We start from the raw sequence: 15,115 nt of genomic DNA on the forward strand, positions 1-15,115 counted from the left end.
CGTCGTGACGACCGTCCGTCCTCGGGTGGTGGGTTCAACCGTGACGACCGTCCGCGTCGTGACGACCGGGGTGACCGTCCGTCCTACGGCGACCGTGACCGTGGTGGCCGCCCGTCGTACGGTGACCGTCCGCGTCGTGACGACCGTCCGTCCTCGGGTGGTGGGTTCAACCGTGACGACCGTCCGCGTCGTGACGACCGGGGTGACCGTCCGTCCTACGGCGACCGCGACCGCGGCAGCCGCCCGTCGTACGGCGACCGCCCCTCCGGTGGCGGGTACCAGGGCGGTGGCGACCGTGGTGGCCGCCCGTCCTACGGCGACCGTCCGCGTCGCGACGACCGGGGCGGCCGTCCGTCCTACGGCGACCGTGACCGCGGTGGCGACCGGGGCGGCCGCTACGAGGGGCGCCGTGACGACCGCCGCGACGGTGGGTACGAGGAGCGCCGGGGCAACTACGAGCCCGTCAAGCGGCTGCCGATCCCGGAGGACGTCACCGGCTTCGAGATCGACGCGGATGTGCGCCAGGACCTGAAGAGCCTGCCGAAGACCCTCGCGGACGATGTCGCCCGCAACCTGGTGATGGTCGCCCGCCTGCTCGACACCGAGCCGGAGGAGGCCTACAACTACTCGCGGGTCGCGCTGCGGCTGGCGTCGCGGGTCGCGTCGGTCCGTGAGGCGGCGGGCTTCGCCTCGTACATGACGCAGCGGTACGCCGAGGCGCTGACCGAGTTCCGTGCCGCGCGCCGGATGACCGGTCGGGCCGACCTGTGGCCGGTGATGGCGGACTGCGAGCGCGGTCTCGGCCGTCCGGAGCGGGCCCTGGCGATGGCCGGCGAGCCCGAGGTGAAGCAGCTGGACAAGGCCGGTCAGGTCGAGATGCGCCTGGTGGCGGCGGGTGCCCGCAGCGACCTGGAGCAGTTCGACGCGGCCGTCGTGACGCTGCAGAGCCCCGAGCTGGCCTCCAACACCGTGCAGCCGTGGACCGCCCGCCTGCGGTACGCCTACGCCGAGGCGCTGATCGCGGCCGGCCGTGCCGACGAGGGCCGTGACTGGTTCGCCAAGGCCGCCGAGGCGGACACCGACGGTGTCACCAACGCGTCCGAGCGGCTCGCGGAGATCGACGGCCTGGAGTTCGTCGACACCCTCGACCCGGAGCTGGCCGAGGAGGAGCAGGCCGGCGAGCCGGCGGCGAAGCCGAAGGCGATCGCTCCGGACGAGGTCGGCGACGACCGCGTGATCTACGAGAGCGACGAGGACGTCGAGGAGTACTACGACGAGGACGACCTCGAAATCGACGAGGACGACGTCGAGGACGACGACCCGGCCCGCCCCGCGCGTGCCGAGGACGGCGACCGCCGCTAGCAACGAACGCCGAAGGCCCCACCGCGAACCCCGCGGTGGGGCCTTCGGCGTTCCTCAGCCCAGTTCCAGGCTGCGCAGCACCAGGCCGGTGGCCGGCTTGGGGCCGAACGACGTCGACTTGCGCGGCATGGTGACGCCCTGCTCGGCGAGCCGGCGGACCACGCGTTCGGCCACCGGGTGGAGCAGCACGGCGGTGCCGCCGGAGCGGGCCGCCTCGCGCTCGGCGCCCTCGGCGGAGTGCAGGTAGCCGATGTCGTCGGGGCCGTCGGGGATCTGCCAGGTGTGGTCCAGCAGGGTGGCGTGCAGTACGGTGGCGTCGAGGTGGCGCCACTCCTCCGGGCGGTCGGTCCGGACGGTGGCGGCCAGCAGGGCCTCGTCCGGGTCGCCGGCGAGCCAGAAGGCGCCGGTGCCGCCGGTCAGCAGGAAGGCGTTGCCGCCGTGCCGCTTGGCCTCGGCGAGGGCCTCCAGGGCGTTGTCCAGCGGTCCGGGCACCTCCTTGACCTGCCAGTGCTCGGCGAGTGCGGCGAGCGCCTCGGAGACCGGCAGGCGGTACAGCACCCGGTGGATGGCCCGGACCTGGAGGGGGTAGCGGGCGGTGTCGACGAGCAGGACGAGGCCGCGGTCCCAGGGGCTGCGGGGCAGGTGGCGGTGCTCGCGCTGGAGGCGCAGGTACATCTCCCACCGGTGGTGGCCGTCCGCGATCAGGGCGCGGCAGGTGCTCAGGTCGCGGGTGACGGCGGCCAGGTCGGTCGGGGAGGTGACGGCCCACAGGCGGTGGTCGGTGCCGTCCGAGGTGGTGGTGGACAGCAGGGGCTCGCCCCCGACGGCCCGTTCGACGACCTCGGCGGCGCCGCCGTTGCCGCGGTAGGTGAGCAGCAGCGGTTCGAGGTTGGCCTTGGTGGTGCGCATCAGGCCGACCCGGTCGGCGACCGGCCGGGGCATCACGTCCTCGTGGGGGAGGACCACGCCGCCCTCGCGGCCGCTGACGGCGAGGGCGCCGATCAGTCCGCGTTGCAGCACACCGCCGCCGGGGGCGCCCGGTTCGTGGGTGCGCTGCTCGTAGACGTACAGGGCGGGGAACGGGTCCGCGGCGAGGATGCCCTCGCGCTGCCACTGGGCGAGCAGCCGGGCGGCGTGCCGGTAGCGGGTGTCGCGGTCCGGGCGGTCGCCGCTGTCGTCGGGCTCGGGCCTGGGGAGGATCAGCCGGACGATGTTGTGGGGGTCGCCGGTCTCCAGGTCGAGCCGCCGGTTGGGGTCGACGACGTCGTAGGGCGGCGAGGTGACCGCGGCCAGCGTGCCCACCCGGTCGGGGACGTACCGCAGACCGCGGAAGGGGAACAGGGAGAGGCCTGCGGTGGCGACGTGCCCGGGGTCCCCGGGGCCGCCGGACGCGGGGTCGGCGCCGCTTTCGGCACTGGGTGCACTCATTGGGGGCATGTTAGTCGGGGTATGGGTGTTGGGTGATCAAAAGCGCTCGGTGCCGCTCTGCCGGATCGAGCCGGAGCTCCGGGAACGAGGTACGGCATGAGTGGTGGGCAGGAGCGGCCGACCGGTGAGGGATCGGACGGACCGGTCGAGGTGCCGACGAGCGGGGAGCCCGGCGGCGACGTGTACGACTGGTTCCGGCGGGGCGTGCGGCTGCTGGAGGAACGGCACCCGGCGGCGGCCGTCCAGCTGCTGGCGCGGGCCGCGCAGAGCGAGCCGCACTCGCTGAGCATCCGCGAGGCGCTGGCCAGGGCGGAGTTCGACGCGGGCTCCTACCGGGCGGCGCTGGAGAACTTCCGGACGGTGGCGCTGGCCGATCCCTCCGACGACTACGCTCAGTTCGGCTGGGGCGTCGCCGCGGCCCGGCTGGGTGACTTCGAGGGTTCCGTCGAGCACCTGGCGCTGGCCGTCGCGATGCGGCCGGACAACGCGCACTACCGCGCGGCGCTCCGGCAGTCCCGGGCCACGCTGGCGGCCAGGGCCGGGGCGTACGGGCCGCTGCAGCCGGGTGCGCCCGGGTACCTGGCGCCGCCGGAGGAGTAGCCGGCCGCAGGCGCGGGACGGCGCCGGCAGGCGGTGCGGCCGGGGACCCGGGCGCACCGGGCGGACGATCAGACGGACAACAGGGAGAGCACGCATGACCGACACGGCAGCCGGTACCGCACGGACCGCACCCGGGGGCAGTGACCGCGCGTTGACCGAGGCGTACGACGTCGCGCTGCTCGACCTGGACGGGGTGGTCTACGCGGGCCCGCACGCCGTGGACCACGCGGTGGACTCGCTGGCGGCCGCGCGGGGGGCCGGGATGCGCCTGGCGTACGTGACCAACAACGCGTCCCGGCCGCCGCGGGTGGTGGCGGAGCACCTGACCGAGCTGGGCGCGCCGGCCGAGGCCACCGACGTGATCAACTCGGCGCAGGCCGCCGCCCGGCTGATCGCCGACAAGGTGCCGGCCGGGGCGAAGGTGCTGGTGGTGGGCGGTGCCGGGCTGGTCGAGGCGCTGGCCGAGCACGGGCTGGTCGCCGTCCGCTCGCTGGACGAGGAGCCGCTGGCGGTCGTCCAGGGCTACGACCCCTCGGTGGGGTGGCAGCAGCTGGCCGAGGCCTCGTACGCGGTGGCGGAGGGGCTGCCCTGGGTCGCCTCCAACACCGACCTGACGGTGCCGACCGCGCGCGGCATCGCACCCGGCAACGGCACGTTGGTCGCGGCCGTCCGGACCGCGACCGGCGTCGAGCCCGAGGTCGCGGGCAAGCCGCTGCCGCCGATGCACCGGGAGACCGTGCTGCGGACGGGCGCCAGGCGGCCGCTGGTGGTCGGCGACCGCCTGGACACCGACATCGAGGGCGCCCACAACGGCGGGGTGGACAGCCTGCTGGTCTTCACCGGGGTCACCACGCCCGCGCAACTGCTGACCGCCGGGCCCGAGCACCGGCCCACCTACCTCGCCGCCGACCTGCGCGGCCTGCTCGTCGCGCACCCGGAGGTCGCGGCCGGGGACGACGGCGCCCACACCTGCGGCGGCTGGACGGCCCGGTCCGCGGACGGCGTGCTGGAACTCTCCGGCGGGGGTGCCGACCGCTACGACGGGCTGCGGGCGCTGTGCGGCGCCGCCTGGACGGCGCTGGACCGCGACGGTGCGCCCACGGACGGTCGCAAGGCCCTCGCCGAGCTGGGCTTCTGAGCCGGCGGCCGTCCCCGCCCCGGCGTTGACGGCCGATCGCGCGTTCTGCCAGGTTGGGTCGGACCAACGAGGGGGAGCCATGTCGCGCACCGTACTGACCAAGGGCGGGAACGCCCCGCTGACCGGAACGACGGTCAGCGTGACCGTCAGTGCGACCGGCGTCCCGGTGGACGTCTCGGCGCTGCTGGTGGCCCCCACCGGGAAGGTCCGGGACGACCGTGACCTGGTGTTCTTCAACAATCCGAGCCGGGACGGGGTCTCGGTCGCCGGGCCGGTGGTCACCGTGGAGCCGGGCTCGGTGCCGGCCGGCGTCGAGTCGGTGGTCGTGGTGGCGAGCGTCGACGTGGACCGCCCGGGGGTGGTGTTCGACGCCGCCGGGACACCGCGGACGGTGGTGGCCTGCGGCGGCGCCGAGCTGGAGTTCTCGCCGCCGGCCCTGACCGGGGGCGAGACCATCGTGGTGCTGGTCGAGTTGTACCGGCGGGGTGCCGCGTGGAAGGTCCGCGCGGTCGGGCAGGGGTACGCGGGCGGGCTGGCCGCGCTGGCCACCGACTTCGGGGTGGACGTGGGGGAGCCCGCACCCGCGCAGCCGTCCGCCCAGGCCCAGCCGTCCGCGCAGGCCCGGCAGCCCGTCGCGCCGCCGCCCGCCGCACCGCCCGTGCCTCCCGCGTACGGCCAGCAGCAGACCCCGGCGTACCCGCCGCCGCCCGGGTACGCCGCACCGCCCGCGCCCGCGCCCGGTCACGGTCAGCCGCCCGCGTACGGTCAGGCCCCGGGTTACGGTCAGCCGCCCGCGTACGGTCAGCCCCCTGCGTACGGTCAGCCGCCCGCGTACGGCCAGGCGCCCGGCCACGGCCAGCCCGCCGCGTACGGCCAGGCGCCGGGCTACCCGCCGCCGGCCGGCCCCGCGCCGGCGATCAGCCTGGAGAAGGTGCGTTCGGCCGCGCCCGCGCTGCTGCAGAAGTACGAGTCGGCCGGGGTGTCGCTGGCGAAGCGCGGCCTGACGGGCCAGCGGGTCGCGGTGTACCTGGTGCTCGACTACTCGATGAGCATGAAGGGCTACTACAGCGACGGCAGCGTCCAGCACCTGGCCGAGCAGGTGCTGAGCCTGGCGGCCCACCTGGACGACGACGGCAGCGTGCCGCTGGTGCTGTTCTCCAACAAGGTCGAGCTGGTCACCGACATCGACCTGGCCGGTCACCACGGCCGGATCGACGAGGCCCGCCGATCGGTGCGGATGGGCGGGACCAGCTACGCGCCCGCGATGCAGGCCGTCATCGACCTGCACCAGCGCCGCGGGGGCGGGATGCCCGCTCTGGTGATCTTCCAGACGGACGGCGACCCGTACGACCGCCGGCCGACCCAGAAGCTGCTGAAGTCGGCGTCCACGCTGCCGCTGTTCTGGCAGTTCGTCGGCTTCGGCGAGCGCGAGGACCTGACCTTCCTGGCGGGTCTGGACGACCTGAAGGACCGGGCGATCGACAACGCGGACTTCGTGGCCGTCGGCCCGCAGCCCCGGGCCTGGCCCGACGAGGCGCTCTACGACGCCCTGATGGCGGAGTTCCCGCGCTGGTCGGCGGAGGCCAGGGCGCGCGGCATCCTGCGCTGAACCGGGCGGCCGGGGACCGCCGGCCCGCCTACAGCAGGGAGCGCAGGCGGAGCAGGTCGCGGAAGCCTGCCTCCAGCTTGACCCGGCCGGAGGCCCAGGCGGAGGCGAAGTTGAGCCCGCCGCCCACCATCGCGACCAGGTCGTCGCCGGCCATCGCGAGCCGGATCTCGGCCTTGACGGCCGGGGCGCCGGGGGCATGGGTGATGTCGTGGATCGAACCGTCCCGCAGCCGGCCCGAGAAGGTCAGGTCGAGGTCGGTGATCCAGCAGCTCAGCGAGCGGTCCAGCGCGGCGGCCTTGCGGACGCCGCCCTCGGCACGGGACATGTTCCGGCTGAGCTGCTCCAGGGCCTCGCGGCACTCCTCGATGCTGGCCATGGTCTGGGCGGCTCCCGTCGGCTGGTGGTCGGCGTTCCACGCTATCGCAGCGGCCGGTGGGCCGATCGGACCGCAGGGGGCCCGGAAGGTGCAGCGGGCTCGGGGTGCCAGGAGGTAGCGTCGTGGGACAGGTGGTGGGCACTGGGCCGGGCCGCCGCGGAGCTGGGCGCCGGTGGGTGCCGAAGGAGGCGGGCGGATGCTGCGGGACGCGGTGCGGGGTGTGGTGGCGGTCGCGGCGACGATCGCCGAGGAGACCGGGAAGCGCGTGCTGACCACCGCGACCGGTCTGCTGGAGCGCGGCGGGGTCGACGTGGCGGCGGTGGAGCGGCGGATCGCCGAGCAGTTCCCGCCGTCCGGGCGGTCCCTGCAGAGTCTCGCCGAGGAGGCCGTGACGGTCGGCCGGGCGGGTGTGGACATGGCCGTCGGCGTCGCCCGGGCCGAGGCGGAGCGGGTCTTCGAGCGGGTCGGCGACCAGGTCGTCAAGATCGGCGTGGTGCTGAGCTTCCTGGAGAGCCAGCTGCGCAGCTCCGACGAGGAGGAGGAGCCCGCGGCGGACTCCCGGGCCGACCAGCCGCCGACCCGGCCCGCGCCGCGCGCCGAGGGGCTGTTCGAGGCGGGCTGGGACGACGAGGAGTGGGGCAGCCGGGCCGAGGCCGACGCCGAGGAGGTACCGGCGGACGCCTGGGCCGTACCGGAGGACGAGCCGGCGCCGGGAGAGCCGTCCGCGGGCGCGGGAACGGCCCCCCGGGAGCAGGCCCCCGCGAAGCGGGCTGCCGCCAGGAAGGCCCCGGCGAAGAAGGCCCCGGGGGAGAAGGCTCCGGGGAAGAAGGCTCCGGCCGCGAAGCGCACCGCGAAGGCTCCCACGCCCAAGGACGCCATGCCGAAGAAGGCCGGCGCGAAGAAGGCCGCTGCGGCCAAGAAGACCGTGGCGAAGAAGACCGTCGCCCGCAAGACCGTGGTTGCGGGCGCCGAGGCGCCGAAGCCGGCCGCCGCCCGCAAGACCGCCACCCGCAAGACGGTGGTGCGCAAGACCACCGTCGCCAGGCCCGAGTCGGAGCGGGGCACCGATGACTGACCCCGTCGCCCCGGCCTTGGCCCTGCCCCCGCTCCCGGCCCTCGACCCGACCGGTCACCCCGCCGTGGACGAGGCGCTCGGTCGGCTGGAGGCGCTGGACGGGGTGGAGACCGGGGCACACGCCGCGGTGTACGAAGATGTTCACCAGCGGCTGTCGGACACCCTGGCAGCGCTCGACCGCGAACGGCCATGAGTCGCGGCGGCGACAGCAGTGACGAGCAGTGGGAGCTGAAGTACCAGTGGCAGTGGCACGACGCCGACTCGACGCGGAGCTGGTCCGCCGCAACCTGGCGCGTTCGCGGGAGCACGCGAGCGAGCTGATCGCGGCCGGCCGGGTGACGGTCGGCGGCACCACCGCGACCAAGCCGGCCACCCAGGTCGAGACCGCGGCCGCGGTCGTGGTGGCGAAGGACGACAGCGACCCCGACTACGTCTCGCGCGGCGGCCACAAGCTGGCCGGCGCGTTCGCCGCGTTCGTCCCGCAGGGCCTGGTCGTCGAGGGGCGGCGGGCGCTGGACGCCGGCGCCTCCACCGGCGGTTTCACCGACGTGCTGCTGCGGACGGGCGCCGCGCACGTGCTGGCCGTGGACGTCGGTTACGGGCAGCTCGCCTGGTCGCTGCAGAGCGACGAGCGGGTCACCGTGATGGACCGCACCAACGTCCGCGAGCTGAACCTGGAGCAGATCGGCGGGGTGCCGGTCGACCTGGTCGTGGGCGACCTGTCGTTCATCTCGCTGGGCCTGGTGCTGCCGGCGCTGGCCGGCTGCTGCGCCGAGGACGCCGACCTGGTGCTGATGGTCAAGCCGCAGTTCGAGATCGGCAAGGACCGGCTCGGCAGCGGCGGCGTCGTGCGCAGCCCGGAGCTGCGGGCCGAGACGATCCGTCAGGTCGCCGGGCAGGCGGCCGAGTGCGGGCTCGGGGTACGGGCCGTGACGGCCAGTCCGCTGCCGGGGCCGTCCGGCAACGTGGAGTACTTCCTGTGGCTGCGCCGCGACGCGCCGCCGCTGGATCCGGCCGAGGCGGACCGGGCCGTCGCGGAGGGCCCCCGATAGTAGGGTGCCTGACAGGCGTCCGAACGCCGCGAGCACGACCGCGGCCGGGACCGGCTCAAGGGCGAGCGGCAGACGTGAGGGAGAGGGGCACCGGGCATGAGTGGCGGACGTACGGTCTTTCTGATCGCGCACACCGGGCGGGAGGCTGCGCTGCGCAGCGTCGAGGGCCTGGTGCACGGCCTGCTGAAGGCCGGGATCAGAATCCGGCTGCTCGCCTCGGAGGCGGTCGACCTCGACCTGCCGGAGGGCGTCGAGCGGGTGACCGGGGGCCCGGAGGCGGCGGCGGGTTGCGAGCTGATCCTGGTCGCCGGCGGTGACGGCACGCTGCTGCGCGGCGCGGAGCTGGCCCGCGAGTCGGGGCTGCCGATGCTGGGCATCAACCTCGGCCGGGTGGGCTTCCTCGCGGAGGCGGAGCGGGACGACCTCGCGGTGGTGGTCGACCGGGTGGTCGACACCGAGTACGAGGTCGAGGAGCGGATGACCATCGACGTCCTGGTGCGCACCAACGGCGATGTGGTGCACGAGGACTGGGCGCTGAACGAGGCCTCGATCGAGAAGGCGGCCCGGGAGCGGATGCTGGAGGTGGTCACCGAGGTGGACGGCCGCCCGGTGTCGAACTTCGGCTGCGACGGGGTGGTCTGCGCGACGCCGACCGGGTCGACCGCGTACGCGTTCTCCGGCGGCGGCCCGGTGGTGTGGCCGGAGGTGGAGGCGCTGCTGATGGTGCCGATCAGCGCCCATGCGCTGTTCGCCCGGCCGCTGGTGACCTCGCCGGCCTCGGTGCTGGCCGTGGAGGTGCAGCCGAAGACCCCGCACGGGGTGCTGTGGTGCGACGGCCGCCGCTCGGTGGAGCTGCCGGCCGGGGCGCGGGTGGAGGTCCGCCGGGGCCGGACCCCGGTCCGGCTGGCCAGACTGCACCGGGCGCCGTTCACGGACCGGCTGGTGGCCAAGTTCGCGCTGCCGGTGACCGGTTGGCGGGGGCGCGCGCAGACGCCCTGACGGCGGGGGAGCGGTCTCAGGCCGCCGAGGGGGTGTTCTCGGTGGTGCCGCCGTACCCGCCCCGGACGGCCCGCGCCGCCGCCTCGGCGAGCCGGGCGACGGCCTCGGGGGCGGCCGCGGGCGGGAGGGTCAGCGGGATCCGCAGGTAGTTCTCGAAGGCGCCGTCCACGCCGAACCGGGCCCCGGCCGCGACCCGGACACCGGTCTGTTCGCCGGCCCGGGCGAGGGCGCCGCCGGAGACCCCGTCGGTGGCCAGCCAGAGCGCCAGGCCGCCCGGTGGCATCGCGAACCGCCAGCCGGGCAGCTGCCGGCGGAGCTCGTCGGCGAGGGCGTGGGCGCTGGAGCGCAGCCGTTCGTGCTGGTGCGCGCGGACCTCGGCGAGGGGGTCGCCGAGCAGTTCGGCGGCGATCAGCTGTTCCAGCACCGGGGTGCCGATGTCACTGAAGGCCCGCTCGGCCGCCAACTGCCGTACCAGGGTGGGTGTGGCGCGCAGCCAGCCGATCCGCAGCCCGCCCCAGATCACCTTGCCGGCCGAGCCGACGGTGACCACCTGGGCCGAGCGGTCGAGCGCGGCGAGCGGTCGGGGGAGCGCGGACTCCGGTGTGCCCCAGCCCAGTTCGGCGGGGGTCTCGTCGACCAGCAGGACCGTTCCGGCGGCCCTGGCGTGCCCGAGCAGGGCGCGGCGCTGCTCCTCGTCGACGAGCGCGCCGGTCGGGTTGTGGAAGTCGGGGATGACGTAGGCGATCCGGGGCGCGGCGCCGCGCAGGACGCGCTGCCACTCGGCGAGGTCCCAGCGGGCCGGGCCCTGCGGCCCGTCGGGGCGGGCCAGGGCGACCGGCACCAGGCGGGCTCCGGCGCGGCGCAGCGACTGAAGGCTGTGCGCGTAGCTGGGGGCGTCGACGGCGGCCCGGTCGCCGCGTCCGAGCAGTGCGCGCTGTGCCAGGTGCAGGGCGCCCATCGCGCCGGTGGTGATCAGGATCTGGTCCGGCACGGTCGGCAGGCCGCGGGCGGTGTAGCGGCGGGCGACGGCCTCGCGCAGGACGGGGACGCCGGTGGGGTAGTGGCCGTGGCCGGCGGCGTAGGCGGGCAGCTGTTCGAGGGCGCGGGCGGCGGCCTCGCCGAGGAAGGGCTGCGGCGCGGGCAGGGCGGCGACGCCCAGGTCGACGACGTCGCCGCGCTGGTCCGGCTGGACGGGGTGCAGGGCGTCGCCGGGCGGCCGGGCGCCCTCGGGCAGGGTGGTCCAGCTGCCGGCGCCGCGGCGGCTGCGCAGGTAGCCGTCGGCCCGCAGGGCCTCGTAGGCGGTGGCCACCGTGGTGCGGCTGAGGGCGAGCTCGGCGGCCAGTTCGCGTTCGGCGGGCAGCCGGGCGCCGACCGGCAGCCGTCCCTCGGCGACCAGTGCGCGGACCTGGCCGGCCAGGGTCCGGTACGCGGGGCGGCGTCCGGGCGCCGCGGGCAGCTCGGCGGTGCGCAGCAGCCGGGCCAGGGCGGCGGGAGTGACCGTGCTGTGCCACTGCGTCATGGGGCTCACCAGTCCACTTGCTTCGGATTGGACCTGTCGCCGGTCCGATTGGACTTCCATCATGGGTCCAGTCCGAGTATCGCAGCAAGGGAGACCCGATGGCCGCCACCTACACCCCAGCCCGGTTCGCCGACGCGCTCCCGCGGCGGCTCGGCCAGCTGCTGGCCGGGCTGGTGCTCTACGGGTCGAGCATGGCCCTGATGCTGCGGGCCTCGCTCGGCGCCAACCCGTGGGACGTGCTGCACCAGGGCCTGGCCCGCCACCTCGGCCTGAGCGTCGGCGCCTGGGTGACCATCATGGGCGGCCTCGTCCTGCTGCTGTGGATACCGCTGCGCCAGCGCCCGGGCGTGGGCACGATCGGCAACGTCCTGGTGCTCGGCGCGGCGATGGACCTCACCCTCGGCGTCGTCGACGCCCCGACCGGCTGGCCCGCCCGGATCCTGCTGCTGGCCGGCGGCATCGTGCTGAACGGACTGGCCACCGGCCTCTACATCGGCGCCCGGCTCGGCCCCGGCCCGCGCGACGGCCTGATGACCGGCCTGCACCGCCGCACCGGCCGTTCGCTGCGCCTGATCCGCACCGGGATCGAACTGGTGGTGCTGCTGGTCGGCATCCTGCTCGGCGGCACCTTCGGCATCGGAACGGTGGCGTACGCGCTGGCCATCGGCCCGCTGGCGCAGTTCTTCCTGCGCTGGTGCACGGTCCCGGCCGCCGACGCGGCGACTGTGCCCGAAGCCGCCCGGAAGGGATGAACTTGGGCATCCGGGGCCGCCGCTCGTCGCGCGGTGTGGGCGGAACCTCGTAAGGTCGTCTCCGTGTTGGACGAGATGCGGATACGGGATCTTGGTGTCATCGATGACGCCGTGGTCGAACTGGCGCCGGGCTTCACCGCGGTGACGGGTGAGACCGGAGCGGGCAAGACCATGGTGGTCACCAGCCTCGGCCTGCTGCTCGGCGGCCGGGCCGACCCGGCGCTGGTGCGCCGCGGGGCCGAGCGGGCCGTCGTCGAGGGCCGGATGACCCTGCCCGGGGACTCCCCGGTGCTGGCCCGCGCCCTGGAGGCCGGCGCCGAGCTGGACGACGGCGAGCTGCTGCTCAGCCGTACGGTCTCCGCCGAAGGACGCTCCCGGGCGCACGTCGGCGGACGCTCCGTCCCGGTCGGCCTGCTGGCCGAGCTCGGCGAGGACCTGGTCGCCGTCCACGGACAGACCGACCAGCAGCGGCTGCTGCGCCCCTCCCGGCAGCGCGGCGCCCTGGACCGGTACGCGGGCGAGCACGTCGCCGAGCCGCTGGCCCGGTACCGCGAGACCTACCGCCGGCTGCGGGAGGTCTCCGCGACGCTGGAGGAGCTGACCACCAGGGCCCGCGAGCGCGCCCAGGAGGCCGACCTGCTCCGGTTCGGCCTGGAGGAGGTCGCCGCCGCCGAACCGCTCGCCGGCGAGGACGAGGAGCTGTCCGCCGAGGCCGAACGGCTCGGCCACGCCGACTCGCTCTCCTCGGCCGCGACCCTCGCGCACGCCGCCCTGGCCGGCGACCCCGCCGACCCGGAGGGCGTCGACGCCGGCACCCTCGTCGCCCAGGCCCGCCGGGCCGTGGAGGCCGTCCGTCAGCACGACGAGCGGCTGGCGGCCCTCGCCGACCGGCTGAACGAGGTCGGCTACCTGCTCGCCGACGTGGCCGGCGACCTCGCCGGCTACGCGGACGACCTGGACGCCGACCCGGTCCGGCTGGCCGCCGTCGAGGACCGCCGCGCGGTCCTCGCCCAGCTGCTGCGCAAGTACGCCGGACCGGAGGGCAGCCTCGCCGAGGTCCTGGCCTGGGCCGAGGCCGGCGCCGTCCGGCTGCTGGAGCTCGACGGCGACGACGAGCGGATCGACGAGCTCGGCGCCCAGGAGACCGCGCTGCGCGCCGAGTTGGCCGAACTCGCCGCCGAGGTGTCGGCCGCCCGGTACGCGGCCGCCGACAAGTTCGCCGCCGCGGTCTCCGCCGAACTGGCCGAACTCGCCATGCCGCACGCCCGGGTGACCTTCGCGATCGGCCAGGTCGACGACCTCTCCGGGATCGAGGTCGGCGGGCGCACCGTCGCCTACGGCGCGCACGGCGTGGACGAGGTCGAGGTCCTCCTCGCCCCCCACCCGGGGGCCCAGCCCCGCCCGATCGCCAAGGGCGCCTCCGGAGGCGAGCTCTCCCGGGTGATGCTCGCCGTCGAGGTGGTCTTCGCCGGCGCGGACCCGGTGCCCACCTACCTCTTCGACGAGGTCGACGCCGGCGTCGGCGGCAAGGCCGCGGTCGAGATCGGCCGCCGGCTGGCCAAACTCGCCCGCAGCGCACAGGTCGTGGTGGTGACCCACCTCCCGCAGGTCGCCGCCTTCGCCGACCGCCACCTGGTGGTCGAGAAGACCAACGACGGCACCGTCACCCGCAGCGGCGTCAAGCTGCTCACCGACGAGGAGCGGGTCCGCGAGCTGTCCCGGATGCTGGCCGGGCTGGAGGACTCCGAACTCGGCCGCGCCCACGCCGAGGAACTGCTCGCCGCCGCCCGCGCCCCCCGCACCGGCTGACCCCGCGGACCCCGGCCCGGTCACCACCCCCGACCAGGGCCGGGGCCTCCACCACACCTCGGGCGCAGCACATCCGCGACGCGCCCGCAGGCCCGCCCGACTGTCCAAGAACCCGCCCGACCTGGCATGGTGGCGGCTGGACATTGGCTTTCCAGTCCCGAGCGCCGAGCCGAGGGCAACCCCAGCGGCAGCGCGAGTCGAGAGATCGAGCCGGAGCGAGACGACGTGGACCATTCCGCCACCCGGGGCACCGCCGCCGCCCAGGAATCGGGGCAGCTGCACGTGGTGCTCGTCCTGTCAGCCAGCACGGGCGGCATCGGAGCGCACGTCCGCTCCCTCGCCCAGGGCCTGGTCGCGCACGGCGTCGGCGTGACGGTCTGCGCCCCCGCCGGCACCGACGAACTCTTCGGGTTCTCCCGGGCCGGCGCCCGCTACCACCAGGTCGAGATCACCCCGACGTCCGGCGCCCGCAGCGACGCCGCCGCGATCGGCGAACTGCGGCGCGCCTTCACCGGCGCCGACGTCGTGCACGCCCACGGCATGCGGGCCGGACTCCTCGCCGACCTCGCGCTGCGCACCGCCGGCCGGTTCCCCGGGCTGCGCCCGCAGACCCCGCTGGTGGTCACCTCGCACCACGCGATGCTCGCCACCGGCATGGAGCGCCGGCTCCAGCGGCTGATGGAACGCCGGGTGGTCCGGGCCGCCGACCTCGTCCTCGGCGCCTCCTCCGACCTGGTCGCCCGGGCCCGGGAGCTCGGCGCCACCGACGCCCGGCTGGGCCCGATCGCCGCCCCGCCGATCCCGCCCGGCAGCCTGGACCGCGAGGAGGCCCGGGCCGCACTGCTCGGCGACCGCCCGGACTGCCCGGTGGTGCTCGCGGTCGGCCGCCTGGTACCGCAGAAGTCCTTCGGCCTGCTGCTGGAAGCGGCCCGCCGGCTCACCGACCCGCGGCCGCTGGTCGTGATCGCCGGCGACGGCCCCGAGGCCCAGCCGCTGCGCGAGCGGATCGCCGCCGAACGGCTGCCGGCCGAGCTGCTCGGCTACCGCACCGACGTGTCCGACCTGCTGGCCGGCGCCGACGTGGTGGCGGTCAGCAGCCGCTGGGAGGCCCGCTCGCTGGTCGTCCAGGAGGCGATGCGGGCGGGCGTGCCCGTGGTCTCCACCGCGGTCGGCGGCATCCCCGAACTGGTCGGCGACGCCGCCCTGCTGGTCCCGCACGGCGACCCGCAGGCCCTCGCCGAGGCCCTGCGCGAGCTGCTCGCCGAGCCCAAGCGCCGGGCCGAACTGGCCGAGGCGGGCCGCCAGCAGGCCGCCACCTGGCCGGACGAGGCGGCCACCGTCGCCCAGGTGCTCTCCACCTACGACGAGCTGGTGCAGGGGCGCTCCTAGGGCTCGC

The 15,115-nt window shown here is 75.6% G+C and carries 14 protein-coding genes; 11 read left to right on the forward strand and 3 right to left on the reverse strand.

Annotated features, from left to right (window positions below; all coding sequences use genetic code 11):
- Positions 1-516: 516 nt before the first annotated feature.
- The gene (locus ACIOFR_RS33525; protein ID WP_401003222.1) at positions 517-1,362 is read left to right on the forward strand and encodes a hypothetical protein; all 846 of its coding nucleotides are present in this window, start codon (positions 517-519) and stop codon (positions 1,360-1,362) included.
- A gap of 54 nt (positions 1,363-1,416) precedes the next feature.
- Here ACIOFR_RS33525 and ACIOFR_RS33530 read toward each other — a convergent pair whose 3' ends face one another.
- Entirely contained in the window at positions 1,417-2,790 is a 1,374-nt protein-coding gene (locus ACIOFR_RS33530) for a DUF1015 family protein (RefSeq protein WP_401003139.1), read from the reverse strand.
- A 96-nt stretch (positions 2,791-2,886) separates the two neighbouring features.
- On the opposite strand from ACIOFR_RS33530, the gene ACIOFR_RS33535 reads away from it, so the two are divergent.
- From ACIOFR_RS33535 to ACIOFR_RS33545, 3 genes are all read left to right on the forward strand, one after another.
- The gene (locus ACIOFR_RS33535) at positions 2,887-3,390 is read left to right on the forward strand and encodes a tetratricopeptide repeat protein (RefSeq protein WP_401003141.1); all 504 of its coding nucleotides are present in this window, start codon (positions 2,887-2,889) and stop codon (positions 3,388-3,390) included.
- Positions 3,391-3,484: 94 nt separating this feature from the next.
- Positions 3,485-4,528, forward strand: a complete 1,044-nt coding sequence (locus ACIOFR_RS33540) for an HAD-IIA family hydrolase (RefSeq protein WP_401003142.1) — start codon at positions 3,485-3,487, stop codon at positions 4,526-4,528.
- A 79-nt stretch (positions 4,529-4,607) separates the two neighbouring features.
- Positions 4,608-6,137, forward strand: coding sequence for a VWA domain-containing protein (locus ACIOFR_RS33545; RefSeq protein ID WP_401003144.1), 1,530 nt, complete (start codon positions 4,608-4,610; stop codon positions 6,135-6,137).
- A gap of 28 nt (positions 6,138-6,165) precedes the next feature.
- Here the strand turns inward: ACIOFR_RS33545 and ACIOFR_RS33550 are convergent, their stop codons facing one another.
- The gene (locus ACIOFR_RS33550; protein WP_401003146.1) at positions 6,166-6,513 is read right to left on the reverse strand and encodes a sterol-binding protein; all 348 of its coding nucleotides are present in this window, start codon (positions 6,511-6,513) and stop codon (positions 6,166-6,168) included.
- Positions 6,514-6,709: 196 nt separating this feature from the next.
- On the opposite strand from ACIOFR_RS33550, the gene ACIOFR_RS33555 reads away from it, so the two are divergent.
- The 4 genes from ACIOFR_RS33555 to ACIOFR_RS33570 all read left to right on the forward strand — a co-directional run bounded on the left by ACIOFR_RS33555 (position 6,710) and on the right by ACIOFR_RS33570 (position 9,639).
- Positions 6,710-7,588 carry a hypothetical protein gene (locus ACIOFR_RS33555; protein WP_401003148.1) on the forward strand — a complete coding sequence of 293 codons (879 nt, stop codon included), beginning with the start codon at positions 6,710-6,712 and terminating at the stop codon, positions 7,586-7,588.
- The gene (locus tag ACIOFR_RS33560; RefSeq protein WP_401003150.1) at positions 7,581-7,781 is read left to right on the forward strand and encodes a hypothetical protein; all 201 of its coding nucleotides are present in this window, start codon (positions 7,581-7,583) and stop codon (positions 7,779-7,781) included. The genes ACIOFR_RS33555 and ACIOFR_RS33560 overlap by 8 nt, the downstream gene beginning before the upstream one ends.
- A 52-nt stretch (positions 7,782-7,833) precedes the next feature.
- Positions 7,834-8,640, forward strand: coding sequence for a TlyA family RNA methyltransferase (locus ACIOFR_RS33565; RefSeq protein WP_401003224.1), 807 nt, complete (start codon positions 7,834-7,836; stop codon positions 8,638-8,640).
- A gap of 96 nt (positions 8,641-8,736) precedes the next feature.
- On the forward strand, positions 8,737-9,639 hold the full coding sequence (locus ACIOFR_RS33570) for an NAD kinase (RefSeq protein WP_401003152.1): 903 nt from the start codon (positions 8,737-8,739) through the stop codon (positions 9,637-9,639).
- A 16-nt stretch (positions 9,640-9,655) separates the two neighbouring features.
- On the opposite strand, the gene ACIOFR_RS33575 is transcribed toward ACIOFR_RS33570, so the two are convergent.
- Complete coding sequence (locus tag ACIOFR_RS33575; RefSeq protein ID WP_401003154.1) at positions 9,656-11,158, reverse strand: PLP-dependent aminotransferase family protein; 1,503 nt, start codon at positions 11,156-11,158, stop codon at positions 9,656-9,658.
- A gap of 98 nt (positions 11,159-11,256) precedes the next feature.
- Here ACIOFR_RS33575 and ACIOFR_RS33580 point away from each other — a divergent pair, with 98 nt between their 5' ends.
- The 3 genes from ACIOFR_RS33580 (at position 11,257) to ACIOFR_RS33590 (ending at position 15,108) form a co-directional block, all read left to right on the forward strand.
- Entirely contained in the window at positions 11,257-11,910 is a 654-nt protein-coding gene (locus ACIOFR_RS33580) for a YitT family protein (RefSeq protein WP_401003156.1), read from the forward strand.
- Positions 11,911-11,985: 75 nt separating this feature from the next.
- On the forward strand, positions 11,986-13,719 hold the full coding sequence (gene recN, locus ACIOFR_RS33585) for a DNA repair protein RecN (RefSeq protein ID WP_401003226.1): 1,734 nt from the start codon (positions 11,986-11,988) through the stop codon (positions 13,717-13,719).
- Between the two features lie 225 nt (positions 13,720-13,944).
- Positions 13,945-15,108, forward strand: coding sequence for a glycosyltransferase (locus ACIOFR_RS33590; protein ID WP_401003158.1), 1,164 nt, complete (start codon positions 13,945-13,947; stop codon positions 15,106-15,108).
- The last annotated feature ends 7 nt before the right edge of the window (positions 15,109-15,115 follow it).

It is taken from the genome of Kitasatospora sp. NPDC088346 (genome assembly GCF_044740765.1).
Taxonomy (GTDB): Bacteria; Actinomycetota; Actinomycetes; order Streptomycetales; family Streptomycetaceae; genus Kitasatospora.